Source organism: Mangrovibacterium sp. (assembly GCF_041596335.1).
Taxonomy (GTDB): Bacteria; Bacteroidota; Bacteroidia; order Bacteroidales; family Prolixibacteraceae; genus Mangrovibacterium.
In genome coordinates, this window is sequence record NZ_JBFHIT010000001.1 from 1 (window position 1) to 25,949 (window position 25,949).

Annotated in this window: 17 protein-coding genes; 9 read left to right on the forward strand and 8 right to left on the reverse strand. The window is 42.9% G+C overall.

The annotated features are described in order from the left end of the window. The first annotated feature begins 762 nt into the window (after positions 1-762). Entirely contained in the window at positions 763-3,471 is a 2,709-nt protein-coding gene (ppdK, locus tag ABZD21_RS00005) for a pyruvate, phosphate dikinase (protein ID WP_372771869.1), read from the forward strand. A gap of 207 nt (positions 3,472-3,678) precedes the next feature. Beyond that, positions 3,679-4,038 (forward strand): NifB/NifX family molybdenum-iron cluster-binding protein, encoded by a 360-nt coding sequence (locus ABZD21_RS00010; protein ID WP_372771871.1) that lies wholly within the window; start codon positions 3,679-3,681, stop codon positions 4,036-4,038. On the opposite strand, the gene ABZD21_RS00015 is transcribed toward ABZD21_RS00010, so the two are convergent. The 4 genes from ABZD21_RS00015 to ABZD21_RS00030 form a co-directional block, all read right to left on the reverse strand. After that, positions 4,039-5,037, reverse strand: coding sequence for a tRNA dihydrouridine synthase (locus ABZD21_RS00015; protein WP_372771873.1), 999 nt, complete (start codon positions 5,035-5,037; stop codon positions 4,039-4,041). Next, entirely contained in the window at positions 5,030-6,079 is a 1,050-nt protein-coding gene (locus ABZD21_RS00020) for a rhodanese-related sulfurtransferase (RefSeq protein ID WP_372771875.1), read from the reverse strand. The genes ABZD21_RS00015 and ABZD21_RS00020 overlap by 8 nt, the downstream gene beginning before the upstream one ends. A gap of 437 nt (positions 6,080-6,516) precedes the next feature. Further along, the gene (locus ABZD21_RS00025) at positions 6,517-7,866 is read right to left on the reverse strand and encodes an MATE family efflux transporter (RefSeq protein ID WP_372771877.1); all 1,350 of its coding nucleotides are present in this window, start codon (positions 7,864-7,866) and stop codon (positions 6,517-6,519) included. Positions 7,867-7,962: 96 nt separating this feature from the next. After that, positions 7,963-10,578, reverse strand: a complete 2,616-nt coding sequence (locus ABZD21_RS00030) for a DUF5916 domain-containing protein (protein ID WP_372771879.1) — start codon at positions 10,576-10,578, stop codon at positions 7,963-7,965. 197 nt (positions 10,579-10,775) lie between these two features. Here ABZD21_RS00030 and accC point away from each other — a divergent pair, with 197 nt between their 5' ends. The 4 genes from accC (at position 10,776) to ABZD21_RS00050 (ending at position 15,791) form a co-directional block, all read left to right on the forward strand. Next, on the forward strand, positions 10,776-12,290 hold the full coding sequence (gene accC / locus ABZD21_RS00035; RefSeq protein WP_372771881.1) for an acetyl-CoA carboxylase biotin carboxylase subunit: 1,515 nt from the start codon (positions 10,776-10,778) through the stop codon (positions 12,288-12,290). Positions 12,291-12,301: 11 nt separating this feature from the next. Next, positions 12,302-12,811 carry an acetyl-CoA carboxylase biotin carboxyl carrier protein subunit gene (locus ABZD21_RS00040; RefSeq protein WP_372771883.1) on the forward strand — a complete coding sequence of 170 codons (510 nt, stop codon included), beginning with the start codon at positions 12,302-12,304 and terminating at the stop codon, positions 12,809-12,811. 93 nt (positions 12,812-12,904) lie between these two features. Further along, a complete protein-coding gene (locus ABZD21_RS00045) occupies positions 12,905-14,440 on the forward strand; it encodes an acyl-CoA carboxylase subunit beta (protein ID WP_372771884.1) in 1,536 nt (511 codons plus the stop codon). Positions 14,441-14,606: 166 nt separating this feature from the next. Next, on the forward strand, positions 14,607-15,791 hold the full coding sequence (locus tag ABZD21_RS00050; RefSeq protein WP_372771885.1) for a serine hydrolase domain-containing protein: 1,185 nt from the start codon (positions 14,607-14,609) through the stop codon (positions 15,789-15,791). Positions 15,792-15,951: 160 nt separating this feature from the next. Here ABZD21_RS00050 and glyA read toward each other — a convergent pair whose 3' ends face one another. Further along, on the reverse strand, positions 15,952-17,232 hold the full coding sequence (gene glyA, locus ABZD21_RS00055) for a serine hydroxymethyltransferase (RefSeq protein WP_372771887.1): 1,281 nt from the start codon (positions 17,230-17,232) through the stop codon (positions 15,952-15,954). A gap of 447 nt (positions 17,233-17,679) precedes the next feature. Here glyA and ABZD21_RS00060 point away from each other — a divergent pair, with 447 nt between their 5' ends. Together ABZD21_RS00060 and ABZD21_RS00065 are read left to right on the forward strand one after the other, a co-directional pair. Further along, entirely contained in the window at positions 17,680-18,153 is a 474-nt protein-coding gene (locus ABZD21_RS00060; protein ID WP_372771889.1) for an aminoacyl-tRNA deacylase, read from the forward strand. A gap of 98 nt (positions 18,154-18,251) precedes the next feature. Next, positions 18,252-18,644: a hypothetical protein gene (locus tag ABZD21_RS00065; protein ID WP_372771891.1), complete on the forward strand. Its 393-nt coding sequence runs from the start codon at positions 18,252-18,254 to the stop codon at positions 18,642-18,644. Positions 18,645-18,719: 75 nt separating this feature from the next. Here ABZD21_RS00065 and ABZD21_RS00070 read toward each other — a convergent pair whose 3' ends face one another. From ABZD21_RS00070 to ABZD21_RS00080, 3 genes are read right to left on the reverse strand one after another with little or no spacing between them, the layout of a single operon-like run. Further along, positions 18,720-20,486 (reverse strand): chloride channel protein, encoded by a 1,767-nt coding sequence (locus tag ABZD21_RS00070; protein ID WP_372771893.1) that lies wholly within the window; start codon positions 20,484-20,486, stop codon positions 18,720-18,722. 12 nt (positions 20,487-20,498) lie between these two features. Continuing rightward, positions 20,499-22,277, reverse strand: coding sequence for a chloride channel protein (locus ABZD21_RS00075; protein WP_372771895.1), 1,779 nt, complete (start codon positions 22,275-22,277; stop codon positions 20,499-20,501). 46 nt (positions 22,278-22,323) lie between these two features. Continuing rightward, entirely contained in the window at positions 22,324-24,723 is a 2,400-nt protein-coding gene (locus tag ABZD21_RS00080; RefSeq protein WP_372771897.1) for a penicillin-binding protein 1A, read from the reverse strand. Between the two features lie 343 nt (positions 24,724-25,066). Here ABZD21_RS00080 and ABZD21_RS00085 point away from each other — a divergent pair, with 343 nt between their 5' ends. Then, positions 25,067-25,924: a TIGR01777 family oxidoreductase gene (locus tag ABZD21_RS00085; RefSeq protein WP_372771898.1), complete on the forward strand. Its 858-nt coding sequence runs from the start codon at positions 25,067-25,069 to the stop codon at positions 25,922-25,924. Positions 25,925-25,949 lie beyond the last annotated feature (25 nt).

Below are 25,949 nucleotides of genomic sequence, written 5' to 3' on the forward strand. Positions count from 1 at the left end.
GAAAAAAAACTATACTAACTACTTTGCTTTTTGTATGATTCAAAGATACTGCTTCTCCCTGTTAAGAGATGAAAAGCGCTGTTAACAAACCTTATTTTTCAACCTAAATATTGGTGGGCATTCTACTAAATCATTGATCGAATGTGGAAAAGCAAAACCGCAAACTATTCGGCCGGCTACAAACAAAAAAAAAGGATGGTGATCCATCCTTTTCTAACTTAACCAAACCTATCTCTATGAAAAAAAATTACTTGCTACTTTGTTTTTTGTATAAACCAAAGATACAGCTTATGTCAGTTAAGAGATGAAAAGCAAAGTTAACAAACGTTAAATATACTATTGACTAGTATTTTAAGACCTGAGTTCACATTCCAAATAGTTCGTTTCCGGTTTCGATTGTATAAATCATCGTTTAAGGTTCGTCGTATGTCTAAGCGCAATTCACAGGCCCACCAATTACTCCTGTTTAGTTTTGAAACAACATTCCGGAGTCCGGACAATGAGGTACTCGTATGTCTCAATTAAAAAGAGCCGTTAAATTCAATCCAAAACTCTCGTGCAATAGCCCTGATCTGAACAATTGATTACTACCTTTTCAATCACTACACAATGAACAAGGCGAATGGATTAGATAAAACCAATAGCTGTAAAACACCTTTTAGAGGCAGGGCAAACCCTTCAGATTTAAAAAAAATACGGTTACATTTAATACGTCAAAAATTTACTTTACTTAATAATTCCATCAACCAAAAAACTAAAATTATGGCAAAATACGTTTATACATTCGGAAACGGAAAAGCCGAAGGTAAGGCTGACATGAAAAACCTTCTGGGTGGTAAAGGAGCAAATTTAGCAGAAATGAACCTAATCGGCGTTCCAGTACCTCCGGGGTTTACAATTACCACAGAAGTTTGTACAATCTATAACCAACAAGGCAGAGAAGCTGCTGTTGCGGCTATAAAACCCGAGGTTGAAAAAGCGGTCAAATTAATTGAAGAATTGACCGCGACAAAATTTGGCGACAAGGATAATCCATGCTTGGTTTCAGTCCGTTCGGGCGCACGTGTTTCTATGCCGGGGATGATGGATACCGTATTGAATTTAGGCTTAAACGATTCGGCCGTACAAGGCATTGCCAGAAAATCAGGCAATGAACGTTTTGCCTGGGATTCGTACCGGCGATTTGTACAAATGTACGGTGACGTAGTTTTAGGAATGAAACCGGAGAGTAAAGAAGATATTGATCCTTTTGAGTCCATAATGGATACCCTAAAGGAAGAAAAAGGAATTGAGCTTGACACCGATTTTTCCACCGACGACCTTCAAAAACTAGTGAAGCAGTTTAAAGCTGCGGTGTTAAAGGTTACCGGGAAAAGCTTCCCTGACGATCCATGGGAACAACTCTGGGGAGCCGTTTATGCCGTTTTCGATAGCTGGATGAACGACCGGGCTATCTACTACCGTAAATTAAACGGTTTTCCGGCAGAATGGGGAACCGCCGTTAACGTTCAGGCAATGGTATTCGGTAATATGGGAAATACATCGGCTACCGGAGTTGCTTTTACCCGCGATGCCGGAACTGGAGAAGATATATTTAACGGTGAATACCTAATCAATGCGCAAGGCGAAGATGTCGTTGCCGGAATACGCACACCACAGCAAATTACACTGGAAGGCAGCAAGCGGTGGGCCGAATTAGCCGGCGTTGACGAAGAGCTTCGTAAATCGCACTTCCCTTCATTAGAGGAAACAATGCCGAAGCTGTATGCAGAATTAAACACGGTACAGGAAAATCTGGAAAAGCATTATAAAGACATGCAAGACCTTGAATTTACCATTCAGGATGGAAAATTATGGTTGTTGCAAACACGAAACGGAAAAAGAACCGGCGCAGCGATGGTACGAATTGCTGTCGACATGTTGGCGCAAGGAATTATCGATAAAAAAACAGCTCTGAAGCGAATTGAACCTAATAAACTGGATGAATTGTTACACCCGGTTTTCGACAAGGAAGCGATGAAAAGAGCAACCATCCTGGCTAAAGGATTACCGGCATCTCCCGGTGCCGCAACCGGACAAATTGTTTTCTTTGCCGATGAAGCTAAAAAATTCGATTCTTCAATTCTTGTTCGAATTGAAACGTCACCCGAAGATCTGGAAGGAATGAACATTGCCCGTGGTATTTTAACTGCCCGGGGCGGAATGACTTCACACGCGGCAGTTGTAGCCCGAGGCATGGGTAAATGTTGTGTATCCGGAGCTGGCACCGTTCGTATCGACTATCGCGCACGAACCATGACTGTATCGGGCAAAGTACTAAAAGAAGGAGACTGGATCTCGCTGAATGGATCAACCGGTGAAGTTTGCGAAGGAAAAGTAAAAACGCAGAACCCCGATATTGGTGGCGATTTTGCCCAAATTATGGATCTTGCGGATGAATTCACCCGAATGTCAGTACGCACAAATGCCGATACACCAAACGATGCGCAAGTTGCCCGCAAATTCGGAGCAAAAGGCATTGGCCTTTGCCGCACAGAGCATATGTTCTTCGAAGGCGAACGAATTAAGGTGATGCGTGAAATGATTCTGGCAAACAATAAAGCCGACCGCGAAAAAGCATTGGCAAAACTTCTCCCCTACCAACGAAGCGACTTTGAAGGTATTTTCGAGGCAATGGCCGGCTTCGGCGTAACGGTACGACTACTCGACCCGCCACTACACGAATTTGTGCCTCACAACAAAGCAGCCCAACAAGAACTGGCTGAAGAAATGGGTATTTCGCTCGATGCCATTCTTTCAAAAATTGATGATCTTGCAGAGTTTAACCCGATGCTGGGACACCGCGGCTGTCGACTAGGCATTACCTATCCCGAAATTACAGCCATGCAAGCTCGGGCAATAATTGAAGCAGCATTAAACCTGAAAGCAAAAGGTATTGATGCCCGCCCCGAAATTATGGTACCGTTGGTCGGAACAATCCCGGAACTGATAAACCAGGCATCCATTATCCGCGAAACGGCTGAAACTGTGTTCAAAGAAAAAGGCGCCCGAATTGATTTTCTGTTGGGAACGATGATTGAGATCCCACGTGCAGCCTTGACAGCTGATTTAATTGCCGCGGAAGCTGACTTTTTCTCTTTCGGAACAAACGACCTGACCCAGATGACTTTCGGCTACTCCCGCGATGACGCCGGAAAATTCCTTCCCGATTATCTCGACAAGGGAATCCTGAAAAACGATCCTTTCCAGGTGCTCGACCAAACAGGAGTAGGACAATTAGTTAAAATGGGAGTCGAGAGAGGTCGTTCAACCAAGCCAAACCTTAAAGTTGGTATTTGCGGTGAACATGGAGGCGAACCTAGTTCTGTTATGTTCTGCGATTCAGTAGGATTAGACTATGTCAGCTGTTCTCCCTACCGCGTCCCAATTGCAAGAGTTGCCGCTGCTTTAGCCAATATTTCAAAAAGCTAACCGGACTCAAACGCACTAAACAAAAAAAGCCGTTTCGCATTGCCGAAGCGGCTTTTTCTGTTTCTTCCTTTTCCAATTTTAAGGCAAGCACAACGCTACCTGATTATTTGAATATTAAATCAATTTATTTTCAACCTTCCATTCCCATTATCGAACTATTGTTCATTATATTTGTGACCACAATTAAGAAAAAAACAAATAGATGATATGATGAAAATAGCCATACCAACCAAAGACAATCAGGTAGACGACCATTTCGGACACTGTGAATATTTCACCGTTTATGAACTAAATGAGAAAAAGGAGATCGTCAACGAAAGTCAATTAACGACTTCAAAAGAGTGTGGATGCAAATCGAATCTCGCGCACGAACTGGCAGCTGAAAAAGTAAACGTGATGCTGGCCTCCGGAATTGGCGAAGGAGCGATTCGGAAATTGAAAGAAAATAACATTGAAGTAATTGCTGGTTTTAAATGCTCTGTAAAAGAAGCTATGAACAAATACATCCGACAAGACTACTTCAGCAATTTCACAATCTGCACCGACCACCACGAATGCTCGCACTAATTAAATAGTAGTATAGCCAATATGAGCGCCAACAATTTTATAAACTTCTTCATAATTGTTGGCGTTCATCAATTCAGCACGCATTTTTGATGCCCCCGCAAAACCATTTGTGTAGATTTTATAGAACCGCTTAAGAACATTAAAATTCCGCTTTCCACCCCAGTTCCTTTCAAACAAGCGGGTATGCAAAATTAGTTGCTGCAATTTCTCTTCTTTGGAGTGTTCCCGCTCTTGCGGATTAAAAAACCAGGGATTGTGAAAAATTCCCCGTCCGATCATAATGCCATCCAATCCAAACTCACTGCAATAGTTACACGCTTGCTGATACGACATCACATCGCCATTTCCCAAAAACGGAATCTCCGGAGCCAATTCGTCGCGCAAACGAGCACCCCTGGCAATTTCGTTCCAATCGGCCAAACCATCAGACTGTTGTTTTTGAGTGCGACCGTGCAAAGTTATCGCCGCCGGGCGCGTTTCGAGCAACTGATTAATCCATCGCTCAGTATCATGCTTTTTAATGCCAGTACGGGTTTTCACCGAAACCGGCAAATGGGTCGCTTCTTTTGTTGCCAGAATGATCTCTTTTGCCAAGGTAGGCTGGTCAATCAAGGCACTACAAGACCCTTGCTTAACAACATTCTTCACCGGACAGCCCATGTTTATATCCAGACCATCGAATTGATATTCCGCCGTAATTTCCTTTGCAACGTTATAAAAAACCTCCGGTTTGTTACCCCAAATCTGTGCAACCAGTTTAATTCCCATCTCTGTCAGAACTTTTCGTTCCGATTCGGTAACCACCAAACGTTCTGATACTCGCTCCTTCCCGACCGGATGATTCATCCCGTCGACAGCAGTAAACTCGGTAAACAGAATTTGCAGACATGCCGGGTCAGATATACGGGCAACCAGCTCACGGAAAGAAGTATCAGTTACATCTTCCATGGGTGCAAGGGCTAAAATCGGGCTTTTAATATCGTTCCAAAAACTACTCATAGCGTAAATCAAGCTTTTTTATCTTCTGACTGAATCCTTTGCGGAATGCTTTTCGGTTGCCAAACTTACGCTGAAAAGCCTGAACATACAAATCACGCTCTTCAACAGGAGCATGTAAAACCTCTTTGCACTCCTCACTGCAACACCCCTGGAAATGCGAAGCACATTCAGCACATTGAATAAACAGGATGTGACACAAGTTATTCGCGCAATTAGTATGCGCATCACACTTCTTTCCACATTGATGACAATGCGCTATAACTTCGCCATTTATCGATTCGCCCAACCGTTCGTCGAATACAAAATTTTTTCCAACAAATTTTGACTTCAGATTCAGCCGTTTAATTTGTTGCGCGTATTCAATGATACCTCCGTGCAGTTGGTTGACATCCTGAAATCCATGATGCTTCAAATAGGCACTGGCCTTTTCGCAACGTACACCTCCGGTGCAGTAAAGCAGAATTTTTCGTTCTTTCTCCTCTTTCAATTGCTCAACAACCAGATCGATCTCTTCGCGGAACGTATCGGCTTCAGGGCAAATTGCACCCTCAAAATGACCAATCTCACTTTCGTAGTGATTCCGCATATCCACCACCAAAACATCAGGTTTTCCAATTTGCTCATGAAATTCAGTCGCCGATAAGTGACGACCGACATTCGTTACGTCGAACGCCTGATCATCTAATCCATCGGCCACAATTTTTGGACGTACCTTGATCGTGAGTTTATAAAACGACTTTCCATTGTCTTCAACAGCGTATTTAATCGGCATATTCTTCAACTGCTCCCTCGAATTCAGCTGTTCTAAAAAGGCATCCAGATTTGCTGTAGGAACGCTCATTTGTGCGTTTATACCTTCGCGTGCGACATATATGCGTCCAAAACAATTTAGGCTAAACCATTCTCGGTAAAGCTCATCCCGAAATATTTGCGGATCTGAGATACGAACATAGCGGTAAAATGAAATCGTCGTGCGTGTAAAGTCTTCATCGTGCAATTGCTTAATTAATTGCTCTTTGTTGTATTTGTTGTATAGCTGCATAGTCGAAAATTTTGTGCGCACAAAGATATCAATTTCATTTAAATGAGATTTTGATCTTTTATTCCTTTTATAAGTTATTTTTTCAAAATGAATCTTCTCTTCATATAGACACTGGCATATTTTGAACCAATTCAATGTTTAAACAGAACAGACCAAACCACCTATTGTACAACATATACCGAAAAATTAAGCTCTGTTTTTCAAAACATTACAAAGCAAACATTGGCACCCCATTACCACTTATTAAGAAATTTTAAGGATTTTTTAACGCAACTCAAAAATAGTTCTTATATTAGCAAGGCATTTGAGAAATCAATGCCTTATGAATAAACGATTTATAGACACCTTTTCTCTTTAAACCAATATCTATTTTCTGATCTAACTGAACTAAATTATGAACTACGGGCTATCATGACGATGATGGCCCTTTTTCTTTTCTACCGGGTGTGATTCTCTAAAACTATCATCAATTTCCGGAGCCTGTAACTAAACAAGCCTGCGGCGACTGCCAAGCCGATTAAAAAGCCGATCCAAATTCCGACGGCTCCCAGTTCGAAAACAAAAGCACACAGGTAACTAATTGGCAATCCAATCACCGAATACGCCAGAAAAGCCAGAAACATGGGCATTTTCACATCCGACATGCCACGTAAAACTGATAAAAACGCGACCTGAATACCATCGAACACTTGAAAAAGTGCTGCTACAATTAACAAACCGGCTGAAATATGGATGACAGCTGCATCTTTTGTAAAGAGTACCGGCAGCTGAAAACGGAATAGGATAAATAAAACGCCCATGGAGCTCATGAACAAAACGATTAGATGCAATGCCGCTTTTAGCCATTGCCGAATGAGTGAAAAATCGTTTTGCCCAAACGCGTGACTCACATGGATTGTTGTTGCTGCTCCCACCCCGAGGCTAATCATATACGAAAATGAAGCTAACCCGATCGCAACCTGATGTGCAGCCAGTTGTTCTGTTCCAATCCAGCCCATCATAACCGCACCGACACTAAATGTCAACACCTCAACAACAATCTGCGCTCCGATTGGAAATCCGATTGAGATAAGCTGTTTAAGTTTCTCCAGCGCAATCGCCGATTTTCGTGCCATCAAAGTAATGCCCGAAAAATCAGGATGATACCACAAATAAGCGATAATCACAAAAGGCATTAATAAACGGGCGCAAAAAGTGGCGATACCTGCACCTAAAAGTCCCAATTCCGGAAAACCGAACTTTCCGAAGATCAACAAATAGTTCAAAACAATATTAACTAGATTTGACCCCAGTGTGATGACCATTGCGACTTTCGTATTTCCCATCCCCTCCAGAAACTGTTTACACGAGTAAAAAATCAACAATGGGAACAACGACATTACCAAGACCAAAAAATAAGAGAAAGCCATTTCCGACACTTCCTCCGGTTGCCCCATCCGGTTGAGGAAAAAAGCCACACCGGTCATTATAAAAATTAAGGAGATTGCAGTAATGGAATGAAGGAACAGTCCATTTTTAAGGTAGGCGCCAATTTCACGTTCTTCGTGGCGGTTAAAAAACTTACCAACTAAGGGAGTCAATCCCATCGTCACACCGAGGCCCATGAGCATCCCGACAATAAAAATACTGTTCGAGAACGAAGCCGCAGCTAATTCGGTGGTTCCTGCATGGCCCACCATCATATTATCGACCAACGATACCGTTACCTGACCAACCTGCGAAAGGATGACCGGGATTGCCAACTTCAGATTCTGCTTATAAATCGGGAAATATGCTGTTATCTTCACGAAAATATTACTTTCTGGTTAAGAGCTCAAAAATCGAATAAAGTCATCAAAAACCGAAATAAAAGCTCTCCGCAAAAGTAAGTCTAGTTCCGCCGATTAAATAGAAAACCAATAAGTAAATTTTAACATGAAGACATTCTGTGATTTCGTACCAAAAATATCACCGAATGTCCGTCCAATCGACTGCTCATAGCCCCGTTGATAGTCGGATACCGTATTGTTCCAAACCAAATAAAACGTCGATCCGGGCCTAAACTCCCAGCGGGCGACCAGATTCGAATTAAATTCCTTAAACGTGAAATCCGGATTGTACATTTTGTATGAATCAGTGCCTTCCTCAAAAGTGTAGATGTCGCCGGACAAATTGCCATCAACAGAAATATACCGTTCACTCAGCTTTCGGCTATCGCCAATGTTCACCCGACGAAATTCTGAATATCGCCCAATTGAAGCGTATGGTGAAGCATAATATTGCAAGGAAAGCTCCGGTGTAATAAAATACTCTAATCGCAAAGTCGACTCGAGTGTTTTCTGATCGATCTGGCCAACCATATATCCAGATGTTCCATCATCAAGCGTAACACGTCCGGCATATTGGTGGTAGTCGGTGTTTGTTTGGTATACGGTTTTAGATGAAAGACTCAGGTTCGTTCCCAATCGCCAGAGCAGGTAGAACGTGTTGATATTACGCACCGAAATATCGTCGTCGCCAAACACAAAACGAGTCCCCACTGCCGTGAACAAGTTTTTGGAAGCATTTGACTGAATAAAAACTTCGCTATCCCATGTTGGTTCCTTATACAAAATAGGGCCGCCCCGAAGCTCTCGTGTGTCGTAAACGTTATAGTCTCTGTCTAAATCCAGATGCACATTCCACAGGTTTTTAAACTTAAAATAAGCATGCCAGGTTAGCTCCTGTTTGGTTAACTCTCCCCCATAACTCCAGTTCGACAGCTGCGTAAAACGAAGCCAGTATTGACGCATAATCCCCTTGGGCATATTTTGCTGATAACGCAATTCTGCAGACTCTTCCAGATAGTCAGCCTGATACAGATAACCGATTTCATTCAAATCAACTCCCGGTGACCGCCAGCTAAACGAACCGGTTGCCCGAAATTTCCCGCTACGCTTTCCACCGCTAACTGATCCACCGCTACCTGACAATTCAGTCCGCGAATCATCATAATCCAAATGATCAGCATCCGAACGCTGAAAATAGTGTACCGAAGACAATTGCAAATCGCTGATAGCCTCTTCAGTTCCTTTAGTTTGGCTGAAGAAGCCCTTCATGTCGACATAATATCGGCGTTTCTTCCAATTGTGAACAAAATCAAGTCCACCAGTTAGCGACGATTTGGCAAGAAACTCAAGCTGTGAATCATCAATCGTTCGGTTAACAGAAGTCACCATCGCCCCTAAAACAGTATTTCCACGATTAAAATCCTGCTTTAGTCGGCCCACAAAATAACTGGTGAACGGTTCAACCACGACATCGGAATCCCGTTCCGATCCGTAGATTGTTGCTGTTTCTTTTGCTGTTAAACTCTGGATTACGCCAACTGACAGTCCCTTTTTGTTTTTTCCGGTGAGTTTTAAAGCACTCAGAATTGACGTATTATCCGGCATCGACAATTTTTCCCCGTCTTCTGTTTCTGGCTCATAACTTGGCGCATGACCGATCCGTCGGGAGTAAAACAATAAATCGTTGTCTGCACTATAATCAAGAACATTATTGCCCTCCAAAAAGAAAGGACGTTTTTCATCATAATAAATCTCATAGGTCGACAACGATAGAATGGACGGATCGGCCTCAACCTGCCCAAAATCTGGGTTAATTGTCATATCGAGTGTGAAGTCTGGTGTTAAACCAATCTTACCGTCTATCCCTGCCCCATAATTCCATTTGTGTTTTAAATCGGTATTGGGTGAAAATTTCAGGTTTGTGTACGGAATCAACTCAACCTTTCTTTTCTGGTTGATATCTTCAATGCCGGAGATATCGCCAAATAAAAACACTGTTGCCGGCGCATCAATCGGGATCAGTTTCCAGTGAATTTCCTCCTGTGTCCGATCAATCCACCGCCAAATGTGAAGCCCCCAATCTTGTTTGTCTGATTTCGCATAACGTAGCTGACTAAAAGGAATCCGCAATTCAGCGGTCCACATACTGTCCGAGATTGAGGTTCTGCCATCCCAAATCGCGTCCCAATTGTAGTCAGCCTCCTGAGCGCCCAGATGCAACAGATCAATTTTTTGCCCGGCAGCTGTCATGTCAAACTCAAAAGCCGTTTGATTGTCGGCATAGGAATCAAACGCAATCCCAATCATATCTCCTCCGTATTCATCGCGACGACTCATGATTGATCGGATTAATTCGGGCTCTTTGTCATAACATTTAACCCCTACGTATAGATTTTCATTATCATAAAGTATAGCTACACTTGTAGTTTGCGAGGGCGATTTGCCTTGCATCGGTTGTTGTTGTACAAATGAAGAGTCCCAACGTGCAGACTGCCAACAATCGTCATCTAATTCTCCATCAACTTTTGGCTTTAAGATAACTCTTTCAGACGTATATCTTTTTTGTTCGTTCGCTAAGTGGCTAATCAGCGAATCTTTTGAGAACATAGAAGATAACACACTCTGACTGTAGATGGGCTGCGACAGCAGTATAGCAGCAAAAGAAATAATCAAACCAATTTTCGAGAACATAATTTTCGTTTAGAAAGACGCAAATATAACTAATTTAACAAAAGCTCCAAAAAATGTACTAAACATATTTCGAAAGTGGTTTTAAAATCCAAAAAAAACGTTCCCTAAACATTTTCAGTACAACGTGGTTTAATGATGTACTGTTTAAATCGTTTATAAAATCTAGATCTGGAAAGTTATCGTATTAAAACCAAGTTATGAGAAAAATCAACAAAATCCTGGTAGCAAACCGGGGTGAAATAGCAGTCAGAATCATGCGCACCTGCCGTGAGATGGATATTGCTAGTGTAGCTGTTTTTTCTGATGCTGACCGAACATCGATGCATGTGCGTTATGCAGACGAAGCTTATTACATAGGACCAGCTCCATCCAAAGAAAGCTACCTTCGAGCAGATAAAATTATTGAGGTAGCGATAAAATCTAAAGCCGACGCCATTCATCCTGGTTACGGCTTTTTATCTGAAAACTCGGAATTTGCCAGGCTGTGTGCCGAGAACAACATTATTTTCATTGGCCCCTCTCCTGAGGTAATTGTCAAGATGGGCGATAAAATTCAAGCTCGCAAAGCAATGATTGCTGCCGGAGTACCTGTGGTGCCGGGAACAACAGAGGCCATTTCGTCGGAAGACGAAGCTCTGAAAACCATTGCCGAAATTGGCTTGCCGGTTATGATTAAAGCCTCAGCCGGCGGTGGTGGAAAAGGGATGCGTTTAGTAAAAGAAGAAAGTGGAATTGTGTCCTCAGTTCGTGGAGCAAGATCCGAAGCTTTAGCCGCTTTCAACGATGATGCGGTTTACATTGAAAAGTATGTCAGCTCCCCACACCATATTGAGTTTCAGGTTCTGGGCGACCAACATGGGAACGTTATCCATCTTTTCGAACGAGAATGCTCGATCCAACGTCGCCATCAGAAAATGGTTGAAGAGACTCCTTCTCCTTTAATGACCGTCGACCTGCGTGAAAAGATGGGACAGGATGCTGTGAATGCAGCCAAAGCGGTCAAATATGTAGGAGCAGGTACAATTGAATTTTTGGTTGATAATAACCTGAATTACTATTTCTTGGAGATGAATACCCGTCTGCAAGTCGAACACCCTATAACAGAACGGGTTACCGGAGTCGACTTGGTAAAACAACAAATCTTGGTGGCTGAAGGTCATGAATTGCTTCTCAAGCAGGATGAGCTTCGCCAAAAGGGTCATGCCATTGAATGTCGGATTTATGCGGAGGACTCTGACAATAACTTCATGCCCAGTGCCGGACGCATTCACAACATTACGGAGCCATTAGGTTTAGGAGTTCGCACCGATGGATATGTTTATGAGGGCTATGAAATTCCGATCCACTACGACCCAATGATCTCAAAGCTAATCGTTTGGGCCAACAACCGCGAGGAGGCCATTCAGCGTATGCGCCGGGCCTTGTATGAGTACAAAATTACAGGGGTCAAAACATCCATTAAGTTTTTGGAACGCATTATGGATTCCTCGGACTTCAGAGAAGGAAACTATGACACCAATTACATTGAGAAAAACAAAGAGATGCTGCTTTCCACCGAAAAGTGCGACATCGTAACGCAAGATATGGTGATTATCGCAACCTACATCGACTACATCAACCGGCTGAACAAAGTCATCCCAACCAAGCAGCTCAACCCGGTTGAAAACCGCTGGAAAAAATATTCGTATCAAAAGAATTTCGACAGACTTTAAACCTAGCTATTATGCCAATAGATGTAAAATTAGATGATCGGATTGCCAAGATAAAGGTTCTGAATCAAAACGAAAATCTCCTTGAGATTATGGTGGACGACCAAGTCTACCTGGTCGACTTGATGCACAACGATGAAGGAACGTTCTCCATTTTGGAAAACAATCGTTCACACAACATTACACTTGTACCGTCAACAAAAAAAAAGGCCTATACCGCCTACACATTGTACAACACCTTCGATCTGGAAATTATTGATGCCGAATCGCGGTACATCCGAAACCGTGGTGAAGGAGTTCTGGCACAAAGCGAGAAAAAAATAACCGCTCCAATGCCCGGGAAAATTGTAAAAGTTCTGGTCGAAACCGGCCAAACGGTAACAAAAGGGCAAACCGCGGTGATTATCTCAGCTATGAAAATGGAAAGTGAATACAAATCAGCGGTTGACGGAGTAGTTAAAAAAGTAAACGTTAAAGCTGGCGACACTGTCGAATCGAATCAGGTTTTAATCGAATTTGATTAAAAGAGCGTTCCATTCAACTTCACGATGCCGTATTTCAAACAACTGTTTGACACAAAACCCAATGAGTAGTTTCCTTAAAACTGAAAAAGAACAATGGACTTAAAAGCAAAATTCGATCAATTCGAAGCAATCAATAGACAAGCTGAAGCGGGCGGAGGCCCTGAACGCGCAGAAAAACAACATGCAGCCGGTAAAAAAACGGCACGCGAACGCATTCTCGAACTGCTTGATCCGGGTACCTTCAACGAGATTGACAAGTTGGTAACCCACCGGGCGACCGATTTCGGAATGGAGAAAAACAAAATACCCGGCGATGGTGTAGTAACAGGCTATGGAAAGATTAACGGGCGGTTGGTATACGTTTTTGCTCAGGATTTCACTGTTTTTGGTGGAAGCATGAGTCGCACGAATGCCGACAAAATTGTTAAAATTCAGGAACTTGCTATAAAAATGGGCAAACCCCTTATCGGGTTGAACGACTCCGGCGGAGCCCGCATTCAGGAAGGAGTACAAAGCTTGGCAGGCTATGCCGACATCTTTTATAACAACGTGTTATCCAGTGGTGTCATTCCTCAAATCAGTGTTATTCTTGGTCCGTGTGCCGGTGGCGCTGTTTATTCACCGGCTTTAACCGATTTCATTTTCATGGTGAATGAAACCAGCCACATGTTTGTTACCGGGCCTGAAGTTATAAAAACAGTAACTCACGAAGATGTGAGCAAAGAAGCCCTGGGAGGAGCAATAACCCACACCAGCAAGAGTGGTGTTGCTCACTTTAATGGCGAAAACGAAGAACAAACCCTCATGATGGTTCGTGAGTTAATGAGCTTTCTTCCGTTGAACAATATGGAAGAACCGGAAGCAATACCATGCACCGACCCGATTGAGCGGGAGCTGGACGGTTTAAATGAAATAATTCCTGTAGACCCAAACAAGCCGTATGACATGAAAGACATTATTTACAAAATTGTAGATAATGAACACTTCATGGAAGTTCAACCACATTATGCGGCAAACGTGCTGGTTGGTTTTGCCCGTTTTGGCGGACGTTCAGTCGGCATAGTCGCCAATCAACCTTCGGTGCTGGCCGGCGTACTCGACATCAACTCATCGGCAAAAGCAGCCCGCTTTGTGCGCTTTTGCGATGCTTTCAACATCCCGATTGTGACATTGGTTGATGTTCCTGGATTTTTGCCCGGTACGCAGCAGGAATTTGGTGGAATAATTAAGCACGGTGCAAAATTACTGTATGCCTTTGCCGAAGCCACAGTTCCAAAAATTACCCTGATCACACGAAAGGCTTATGGAGGAGCGTACGACGTTATGTCGAGCAAACACATTGGAGCCGATGTAAATTATGCATTCCCTACGGCCGAAATTGCGGTAATGGGTCCCGAAGGTGCGATCAACATACTGAGACGCGATATTAAAACAGAGGATGAAAAGGTAGCTGCCGTTGAGGAATATCGCGACACGTTTGCCAATCCATATCGAGCTGCTTCACTCGGATATATCGACGAGATCATTTACCCAAAGGATACCCGCAAAAAAATCATCAGTGCTCTGGACATGACCCACAACAAACGGAAGTCGAACCTGCCCCGAAAACACGGCAACATTCCTTTATAATAAAATTGCAAAGCCTCTTCACTCTCCGAAGAGGCTTTTTTTTGCTAAGTGCCTACTTTATTAATTTTTTTTAAGAATTTAGATACGGTACGGTAGCCCACATTTTACTATTTTCGACACTGCAACAAAATCCAAATGACAACAATCCAAAATGAAAAGAAAACGTATGAAATTGAAGTTTTTACCTTTAAAATCAATTTTACCCTTTGTTCTAATTTTCTTTAGTTTTTATTCCTGCAATAACCGTAAATCTGACTCCCGTGTGGTATTGGATCGGGATTACAAAGATGAAATTATTGCCGGCCGAGACGCCCTTCGGCTTTACCTGATTACCGGAGCTCCCGGAGCATCGGTTAGCGTTTCAATTGATGGAAAGACAGTTTGGTCTGAAGGCATGGGATATGCCAACAAAGAACTACATGTTCCGGCACGCCCGGAAACAAAATACCGGATTGGAAGAAGCTCGGAGGTATTTGCGACTATGTTGGTGGCAAAATTACAGGAAGAGGGGAAAGTGAATGTTGATAGCTCGTTCTATACCTATGTGCCGAATTACCCTAAGAAACAATGGGATTTCACACTTCGCAACCTGGGAAATCATACCGCAGGATTTCCACAAACGTCAAACGACATCGTTTACAACAAAGAAAACTACAAAACACTGAAGGAATATGTCCATGCATCGGCTGACGACTCACTGGCCTTTCCACCCAATAACTACTACGCGATATCTGATTATGGTACTTGCCTGCTAGGCATTTTGGCTGAAACAGTCGAAGGCAAAAGCTATCCGATATTAGTGAAGGAAATGCTGCTCGACACGATGGGGCTGAATGAAACGGTTGCCGACAATCCTGTTTTCGTGATTCCTGATCGATCAGCAACGTATACAACCAACTATATCGCTCAAGTTGCCAATGCGCCGGGAATCGATTCACGATTTGTTGCTCCGGCATACGGATACTTATCTACGGCTGACGATTTAAACAAACTGGGACAGATGATCATGAACAAGGAGTTCTTTACGGAAGAAACTTACAACTTGATCCTAACCCCTAACAACCTGAAAACCGGATACCACACCAACATCGGGTTCGGATGGTCAATCTTCAACGATAAAAAGGGCAACAAAGTATATATTTTGCAAGGAAACACCATCGGCGGAACTTCATTCCTTGCTGTTTTCCCGGATAAGAAATTGGTCATTAGTTTGTGTTCAAACATGGCTGATAATTCAGATGGATTACCTTCGACCCAAATTGTCAATCTGTTCCTCAATAAACTCGATCCCGAAAAACCGAAATCCGAAGTTTCGACCAAAGAAACTGAAGCGGAGCAAAAACAGAAATAACACAAATAGGTGGACAAAAAAACCGGCAATTGGCCGGTTTTTTTTTTTGCAATAAAGCTGGATAAAAAGCTTCAGCGAATAGAATCCTGATAAAAATCAGTAGATCACACGCTCAGTAATCGGCTTTTCATCCAGCTTCGATAAATCTATTATCAGAAAATTACCAGGCAAACAATGGTAAATCCTTCATCATCACGTTCACTCGTTTATGAACCGATGCAAGAACGGCTTCATTCGTTGGATCGCTCAGAACTTCGTCAATCAGTTCCACAATTACCGGCATCGCATCTTCCTTTAAACCACGGCTGGTAATCGCCGGAGTTCCAACACGCAAGCCTGAAGTAGTGAAAGGTGAGCGACTATCGAAAGGCACCATATTTTTGTTAATCGTGATATCTGCCAGAACCAAGGCATTTTCAGCAGCCTTACCTGTAAGATCAGGAAATTTGGTACGCAAATCAATCAACATACTGTGGTTGTCGGTACCGCCTGAAATTACCTTATATCCTTTATCGATGAATGCCTGCGCCATAACTGCAGCATTCTTTTTCACCTGTGCTTGATACACCTTGTAAGAAGGATCGAGTGCCTCGCCAAAAGCAATCGCTTTTGATGCGATCACATGTTCCAACGGTCCGCCTTGTTGTCCGGGGAAAACAGCGAAATCCAATACTGCCGACATCATTTTCGTTTCACCTTTTGGTGTTTTGAATCCAAATGGGTTTACAAAATCTTTGCCCAGCAGGATGATACCACCACGAGGTCCGCGCAGGGTTTTATGGGTTGTTGATGTCACCACATGAGCATGTTTTACCGGATTCTCGAGCAAACCGGCAGCGATCAAGCCCGCGGGGTGAGCCATGTCAATCATCAGCATTGCTCCAACTTCGTCAGCAATTTTACGCATCCGGGCATAATCCCATTCGCGCGAGTAAGCCGATGCACCACCAATAATCAGTTTTGGCTTGTGCTCTTTGGCCAACGCTTCCATTTCGTCGTAATCAACCAAGCCGGTATCTTCTTTCACATGATAAGCTATTGGCTGATACAATATACCTGAAGAGTTCACAGGCGAACCGTGCGACAAGTGACCACCATGAGACAAATCCAAACCAAGGAATTTATCGCCCGGGTTCAAAATCACGCTTAACACAGCTGCGTTAGCCTGAGCTCCGGAGTGGGGCTGCACATTTGCATACTCAGCACCAAAAAGCTCTTTTAAACGATCAATAGCCAACTGCTCCGTCATATCAACAATCTGGCAACCACCATAATAGCGCTTGCCCGGATAACCTTCGGCATATTTATTGGTCATAACAGAACCCATAGCTTCCATAACCTGCTCACTAACAAAGTTTTCAGAAGCAATCAATTCAATTCCGCTTAGCTGGCGCTGGCGTTCTTTTTCAATAATGTCAAAAACTAATTGATCTCTTTTCATCTGGTATATGTTCAAATTTTGAATATTCTTTCAGTCGATTATCCGCTCCAACGGATAACGTGTTTAAAACGAGGTTTGCTAAAGGCGCAAAGGTAAACTTTTTTGGCTGTAGCCGAAAACAATAGAAATCAACATTCGCTGAATTTTACAAACCTTTTCGATTCCTTTACACTGACCAACATATTGATAGGCGCTACGCCTACTTTGCTACAAAATTAACCTATTCAACCAGATGAACTGAAGATTTAAAACATCGTGCTGAAAGTGTTTTATAAGCAAAATTCGAAAATCTGCCGTACGCTCCAGCTATCCTTTTCCCAAAAGTTTACGTACATTAAAGTACCCTCTTCCGGTATTTTTGCTCCGGGCATGGTCCCATTTTGTGCTAAAATACATTTGCCTGATGTTAACAACATCTATTTTTTTTAAGTTGAAAAATGATCTACTATGCCAATTAAAAAACTTAAAGAATTTCTGGACCGGAATAAAATTGAATACATCACCATCCGTCATTCGCTGGCATACAATGCCCAACGGATTGCTGCTACAACCCATATTCCGGGAAAAGAAATCGCAAAAACAGTGATTGTAAAAATTGACGGACAAATGGCGATGGCCGTTCTTCCGGCATCTTACATGATTAACCTTCGTTTGCTTCGCGAAACAAGCGGAGCCAGAAAGGTAGAACTTGCCAGCGAAATGGAATTTAAAAACATGTTCCCAGATTGCGAAGTAGGCGCCATGCCTCCTTTTGGAAATCTGTACGACATGGAAGTTTATGTGGCTGAAAGCTTAAGAGAAGATGAAGAAATCTGCTTTAATGCAGGTACGCACGTCGAACTTATCCGAATGGCTTACGCTGATTTTGAGCGACTGGTTGAACCGGTAGTTTTGAGGTTCTCGAAAGCGATGTCAATTTAATGCTTTCACCGAAGCAGCTAATTTACGAAGCCTTCAATTGAATTTGGAGGTTTCTTTTTTTTATCTGACTTTAGCAGAATCTTGGATACAATAAGGCTATGACAATGAATAAACGCCCACTCTTGCTAAGTTCAGCACTCGTTTTAAGTTCCGTTGGAAGTGGATTGGCAGCTGTAATGTATTTTGCAGCGTTTCTGTTCTACGAAAAAGCACTTCCTTCTATTGAAAAATTCACCAATGCTGAAACACCTGAATTAATCAGCCGATTTTATATGCTGGCACTCGGTTCTATTTATTGTGTATCAGCCATAGGAATTGTGAAAATGTGGAACACCCAAAAAACCGGTTTTTATTTGTATTTATTAGCACAAATTTCTCTTTGGGGTTTGCCGCTGATTTATATCGGCAGTCATGCCTTTTCGAGTACAAACACCATTTTCACCTTACTTTTTATAGCTATCTACAGCCTGTTTTTGAAACGAATGGCTTAAAAAAAAGCCCGCGAATGGTGTTCGCGAGCCCCTGTTTTTATTTTTTTGCTATCCAACGTTCAACCGATAGTTCGACTAATCGTGTGAAAGCGTTCTTACAAAGTTCCGATAATTCGAGAAAACTCTTGCCCGCGAAATAAAGCCCAGATATTTCCCATTGTCTAGTACAGCCAGGTTAAAACGACCACTGCTTTCAAATTTTCCGGCCACTTTCAACATGGTATCTCTTGGCGAGATAAAGTGTTCGGGCATGTACATCAAATCTTTCACATAAACCTGATCGTACAGCTCGTGGTTAAAAATAATTTCGCGAATATCGTCCATCTTTATCATGCCCTGCATCATGCCCTCATCATCGACAACCGGAAACAGGTTTCGTTTCGACTTGGCAATTACTTTTGTTAAATCGCCCAGTGTCGCCTCAGGTGACACAATCGCAAAGTCGTTCTCAATCAATTCATTTACAGCCATAAAATGCAAAACTGCTTTATCTTTATGATGGGTAACCAACTCGCCTTTCCGCGCTAATGCTTTGGTATAAATTGAGTAAGGCTCGAAGCTCATGATCGTAACATACGAAGCAATTGCGGCAATAATTAGAGGAAAAAACAACTGATATCCACCCGTGATCTCGGCTGTGAGGAAGATTCCCAACAAAGGCGCGTGCATCACCCCGGCCATCATGGCTCCCATTCCGGCCAGCGCGAAATTATCGATAGGCAGATTCAAGCCAAGACTTAAATTAAAAAAACTGGCAACAAAATAGCCCCCAATGGCTCCAACAAACAACGTTGGTGCAAAAATACCTCCTACCCCGCCACTGGCTGTCGTTGCTGTCATGGCGATCACTTTAACAAAAACCAGCATTAGCAAAAACAGGACAATGAACCATTGTGAGTTTTTAAAATTGAAGAACAATGAATTATCCAGCAAATCAGGACCTAATCCATTAAATATCTTATTGATACTGTGATATCCTTCGCCCCAAAGCGGCGGGAAGAAGAAAATACACAGCCCCAAAACCAGCCCTCCGATCAATATTTTTGTAGCAGGTTTGCGGATTAACTTGAACCGACGTTCCATGTACATCGTCATTCGGGTAAAGTAAAGTGAGATAAAACCGGAAAAAACGCCCAGAATGAGATAGAATGGAATATTTCCGGCATCGAACGAATTGACCAGTTCGAATTTAAACAACACCTCGTCACCCATTAAATAATAAGCCAACACTGCCGCTGAAATCCCGGAAATCAACAAAGGCAATAGCGAGGCCATTGTCAGGTCAAGCATTAAAACCTCCAGTGTGAAGACGATCCCCGCCAATGGAGCCTTGAAAATTCCGGCAATCGCGCCTGTTGCGCCACACCCAAGCATCAGCATGGTTTGCGAGTGACTAAGTTTAAAAAATCGGGCCAGGTTCGATCCAATCGCTGAACCGGTTAGTACAACCGGAGCCTCGGCTCCAACCGATCCACCAAAACCAATGGTAAAACTACTGGTGATCATACTCGAGAAGGTATGATGGCTCTTCAACTTCCCTTTATTTAAACTAATGGCTCCCAACACCTTGGACACACCATGCCCCAAGTCATCTTTCACCAACAGTTTAACAATTAAAACAGTGATACTAATCCCGATCAGCGGGAATGCCAGAAACAAGTAATTCTCATCCGAACTTTTCAAATTACCAACCAGTGTTTCGCCAATTAAATGAATCAGATTTTTCAACACCAATGCAGCTGTGCCACAAACAATCCCAATCATCAAACTCAACCAATATACTTTTTTCGAATCGGCCATCCGGCCGAATACGACCAACAATTTGGTTTTCAATACCTTCATGTTTATATAATCTTATTCATATGAAAAGTGACTCATTTTTTTCCGATAGGAAGAAAATACTTTTGCCCGGGAAATAAAACCAACATATTTTCCTTCATCGATCACAGCAATATTATAACGACCAGTAGCTTCAAATTTTTCAACAACCCGTTCCATCAGGTCGCTTGTTGAAATAAAATGTTCGGGTAGATACATCAGCTCTTTTACTTTTATCGTGTCGTACAATTCCTGTTTAAAAATTAAATGCCTAATGTCATCCATCTTCACCATTCCTTTGAGGAAACCATTCTCATCAACAACTGGAAATAGATTTCGGTGAGCGATGGAAATTGCCTCAGTCAGATCGCGAAGTGTGGCATTGGGGTGCAAAGTAACAAAATCTGTTTCAACTAATTTCGCGACATCCATCATCTGAAGTATATTCTTGTCCTTATCGTGTGTCATCAGCTCCCGACGTTTTGCCAGTTGTGAGTGATAAACCGACTTGGGGGCAAAAGCCTTTACCGTTATAAATGAAAATGTTGCTGTTATCATTAGCGGAACAAACAGCAGGTAGCCACCTGATATGTCGGCAATAAGGAAGATACCTGTTAGCGGAGCATGCAAGACACCGGCGATGAGGCCAGCCATTCCAATAAGTGCAAAGTTATTCTTATCAAGATGCTGACTGCCAAAACGATCCACAATTACTGCAAACACCGCTCCTACATTTACTCCGGTAAAAAGCGTTGGTGCAAAAATCCCACCAACACCACCACTTCCCAGTGCTAAAGAAGTCGCGACGACCTTCATCAAACTAATGGCGATCAACAACATGACCATAACAATATAATGATCTTTTAAGGTGAAAAAGATTGAATTATTGAACAGATAGCTATAGTTACCTGACAAGCAGGCGTTGATTGCAGAATATCCTTCGCCATATAGTGACGGAAACAAAAAGACCAGCAAACCAAGCAATAACCCACCGTAGATCAGGCGGGTCTGAATACTTCCAATTTGGTCAAAACGATTTGTTATAAAAATGTTAATCTTTGTAAAATAGGCAGAGACTACTCCACACAGAATTCCCAAAGCAATGTAGTAAGGCAAATCCTTCACAACAAAAGTTACTTTAACATCAAACGGGTAGAGTACATCATGGCCCATAAAGAAATACGAAGTCATAACCGCTGAAGCCGAGGCGAGCAAAAGCGGCACCAGTGAGAAAGTCGTTAAATCGATCATGATTACTTCAACCGCAAACACAATTGCCGCGATTGGTGCCTTAAATATCGCGGCCATTGCCGCTGCCGACGAACAAGCCAACAAGAGGATCGTATTCCGGTAGTCCAAATTAAAAAGCCGGGACAAAACCGAACTGTAGGCAGCGCCCGACACCACTGTTGGCCCCTCGAGCCCGACCGATCCGCCAAAGCTAACGGTGAGGGCACTGGTTAACATGGAGCTGTAAAGATTATGCTTGCTCAGCTCGCCCTTACGTTGTGAAATACTGTGCAAAACGTTCGGAATTCCGGGCCGAACCGGACTGCGTACCAAAAAACGGATCACCAGAACAGTCAGTAAAATTCCAACAATAGGCAGGATAAAATAAATCGAGTTTCCTTCGCTCTCCTCAACAACCAGATTTACCAAATCCTGTAACTTCCAAACCACATTTTTTAACGCCGTAGCCAACAACCCGACAATAATGCCAATTAATACGCTAAGCAGCACGACAAACTTTCGTTCGCTAATACGACGAAGTCTCCATCGGTGAAATCGGGCTGCATACGAGAGCGTGCTTGGCATCTTTTTCTAGGTTTAGATAGTCCGGAAAAGATGATAAGTTAAGAATCTATTTTTTCTTTTTGAAGATATCTTTGATTGATTCCCAAATTTTTTTCTTATCCTTCTTCTGGCTGCTTGTTTCAACCACTTCATGCTCCTTATCCTTCTTTTTAAAGATGCTCCCAATCACATCGCCAATCGTCTCTGGCTGCATCTGATCCTGGAATGGTTCAACATCCAGTTTTGCCAACAACCGATCTGAAGGGGCCCGGAACGAACTGTACTGAAGTCGCCGGTAGCGCGGGTCGCTGTATAGTTTTGAATAGAATTTGCCAACAATTGGCAACGCCATATAGGCTCCCTGTCCGTATTTAATTGTCCGGAAATGAATGCCCGGGTCGTCGGCTCCTACCCAACAGCCGGTTACCAGGTTTGGAGTCATCCCCATAAACCAGCCATCAGAATGATCCTGAGTTGTTCCGGTTTTTCCCGCAAAATTTCCACCTACTTTGTATACCGAACGGATTGATGATCCGGTTCCCTGCGAAATAACCGACTCCAACATGTGCACAACCATGCGGCAATTCTCGGGGTCGAGCGACGTTTTTATAGGCTGTGGTTTTTCAAATCGGGCCAAAACTTTGCCTTTCGGATCTTCGATAGAAACCAAATAGTGCGGCTCAATGTAAACTCCATCATTTAAAATAGTGGCATAGGCTGAAACCATCTCCTTCAGACTAATTGATGCAACCCCCAAAGCCATTGACGGGAACTCGGGCAACTTGGTGCTAATTCCCAACTCGCGAGCTGTTTCGATCACTTCATCAATACCGGTTTGCATTAGCACTTCAACGGCAACGGTATTGATTGATTGCGCCAGTGCTCCCTGCATCGAATAGTAACCGTCGTAATGATCGTGCGAATTTTGCGGCGACCAATCCTGATATTCTGAATAAACCTTCCGTTCGTTTGAAAAGTAGTCGTCCGGGTTAAGTCCATTCTCGAGCGCCGATAAATACACAAAAGGTTTAAACGTTGAACCAACCTGTCGACTGGCATTCACGTGATCGTATTTAAAATATCGGAAATCAATACCTCCAACCCAGGCCTTTACTTCTCCGGTTGATGGTTCCAAACCAAGAAAACCGGCATTGAGCAGGCGCAGATAATGTTTCAACGAATCCGTCGGAGTGAGCGTAACCGGCTTATCGCCAGCCCAATCAAACAAAACCATTTCTCGTTTTTTGCTGAAGGCGGCCTTAATTTCATCCTCCGATTTACCGGCAGCTTTCATCTTGCGGTAACGTTCCGACTGTTTCATGGCTCGTTGCAGGATGTTGGGCTTACGAGCCAAAGGGTCGGCCCCCTTCCAATGCTGATTGAACACATTCTGAAGGTTTTTCATGTATTCTTTCACCGACTGCTCTGCAAAATACTGGTAATTGTATTCAACTGTGGTTTTTACTTTCAGCCCATCGGTGTACAGATTGTATGGATCGCCGTTTTCTTTAGTATTCGATTTACACCAATCAAGCAGCTCTGGTTTCAACATTTCTAAAAAATACGGAGCAGGCCCTTCATTGTACGAAATGCGTGTATAACGAATCGTTAAAGGTTTAGACTGAAAAGCCAGCCCTTGAGCTTCGGTCAGAAATTCATTTTTCACCATTTGTCCAATCACTACATTCCGCCTTTCTTTCGATCGCTCGGGATGCAAACGAGGATTGTAATAATTGTTGGCTTTCAACATGCCGACCAATACCGCTGCCTCATCAACGGTTAAACTCTTCGGGCTTTTGTTGAAGAACCGCTCTGCCGCCACTTCAATTCCGAAAATATTTTCGCCAAAAGGAACGGTATTTAGATAAAGTGTGAGAATTTCTTCTTTGGTATAAATCCGCTCCAGACGATATGCAATGATCGATTCGCGCAGTTTATTAACCGGCATCGAGAAAACACCAATATTATTGCGCGGAAATAAGTTTTTTGCGATTTGCTGACTTAGCGTACTACCTCCACCGGCACTTCGATCCTGCATTAGCACCGATTTTACCAGCACCCGTAACAAAGCAACTTCATCAACTCCACGGTGTTCGTAAAACCGTGAATCTTCGGTTGCTACAAGTGCATGAATTACATTGGGCGAAATTTCATCGTACCGAACATTACTTCGGTTTTCAACATAATATCGACCCAATAACTTTCCCTCTGCTGAAAACACTTCGGATGCTTGTGGATTTTTAACCCCATGCAACTGCGAGGTACTTGGCACATATCCTAAAAAGCCTAAGTAAACAGCCGTAAAAAACAACGCAAACAGAATGATGCCAACGGCCATCAGCTGAAAGGTAATCCGCAGGAACGTCCGTCCCGCACCCGACTTCTTCGCTGATTTTTTTCTGGTTCTAGCTCTTGGTTTCGACTTCGTTTTAGCTTTAGGTTTTGCAGCAGATTTTCTTGGAGGCATAGTTTAAAATTTGAGGTCACTGACCCTTTGGTATTCCGTTTTTATTGTTTTACATGGCTTCAATTTCGAAGCACTGTTCATCTGTTTTATTATACAGGAAACGACCCGATTTGACAATTCATGCCCATTTTATCGCAATCGTATTCAACTAACTTAGTTCATCTAATGAATCAGATTTCTGCTGGAAAGCAAGCACATTCATCACTCATCACACAGCTAAATTTTTTAAAACAGAGTAAAACTATACAATAAACGCCAAAACTATTCATGAATTTTAAGCTTCAGACAAAACTTTTCAAAAAAATAATTGTCTTCTATGTTAGTACCTCAATTATAATAAACTATGAGAATTTGTATCACTGGCGCCAGCGGATATTTAGGCAAACGGTTAAGTAAATCGCTCATCAAAAAAGGGCATGAAATCAGTTCGATCGATCGCTCACTGCTATACGGTGACGCAACGGTTTTAAGTCAGCACATAAGTGGTGCCGATGTTGTGATTAATTTAGCCGGAGCACCGATTATGCAGCGATGGACCTCGATTACCAAACAAGTTATTTACGCCAGTCGGGTGGATACGACGCTGAACCTGAGTGATGCCATTCGCCAACTGCCGGTCGGTAATCGGCCCCGAACATTCATCTCGGCATCGGCCACGGGGCTTTATCAAAGTGGCATTACCCACGATGAAAGCAGCACATTAATGGATCAGGGCTTTACCGGAACAGTAGTACGCGACTGGGAAAAAGCATCTGAGTCGCTTCCGGAAACAATGCGACGCGTGATTTTTCGAATTGGCGTGGTCTTGGGTAAAAACGCACAAACGATCAAGCAACTTCTTCCGGTTTTTAAATGTGGATTGGGTGGAAAAATCGGTTCGGGGAAACAGGCCTTCTCTTTTATCCATATCAACGATTTAGTCTCTGCATTTGAATTTGCGATATCAAATCCCGAACTTCAAGGCATTTACAACCTGGTTGCTCCTACGCCAACAACCAACACTGAGTTTACCCAAACGCTGGCACAACGGCTGAAGCGCCCAGCCATCATTCCGGTTCCGGCTTTTGCATTAAAGTTACTTTACGGAGAAGCTTCGCATCTTATATTATCAGGCCCCAAAGTGTATCCAACCCGATTAACCGAAGCCGGATTCGTCTTTCAATACCCAACAATCCAGAAAGCACTGGAAGAGATCGTGTAAAAAAAAACACTGAAAGATTCAGTGC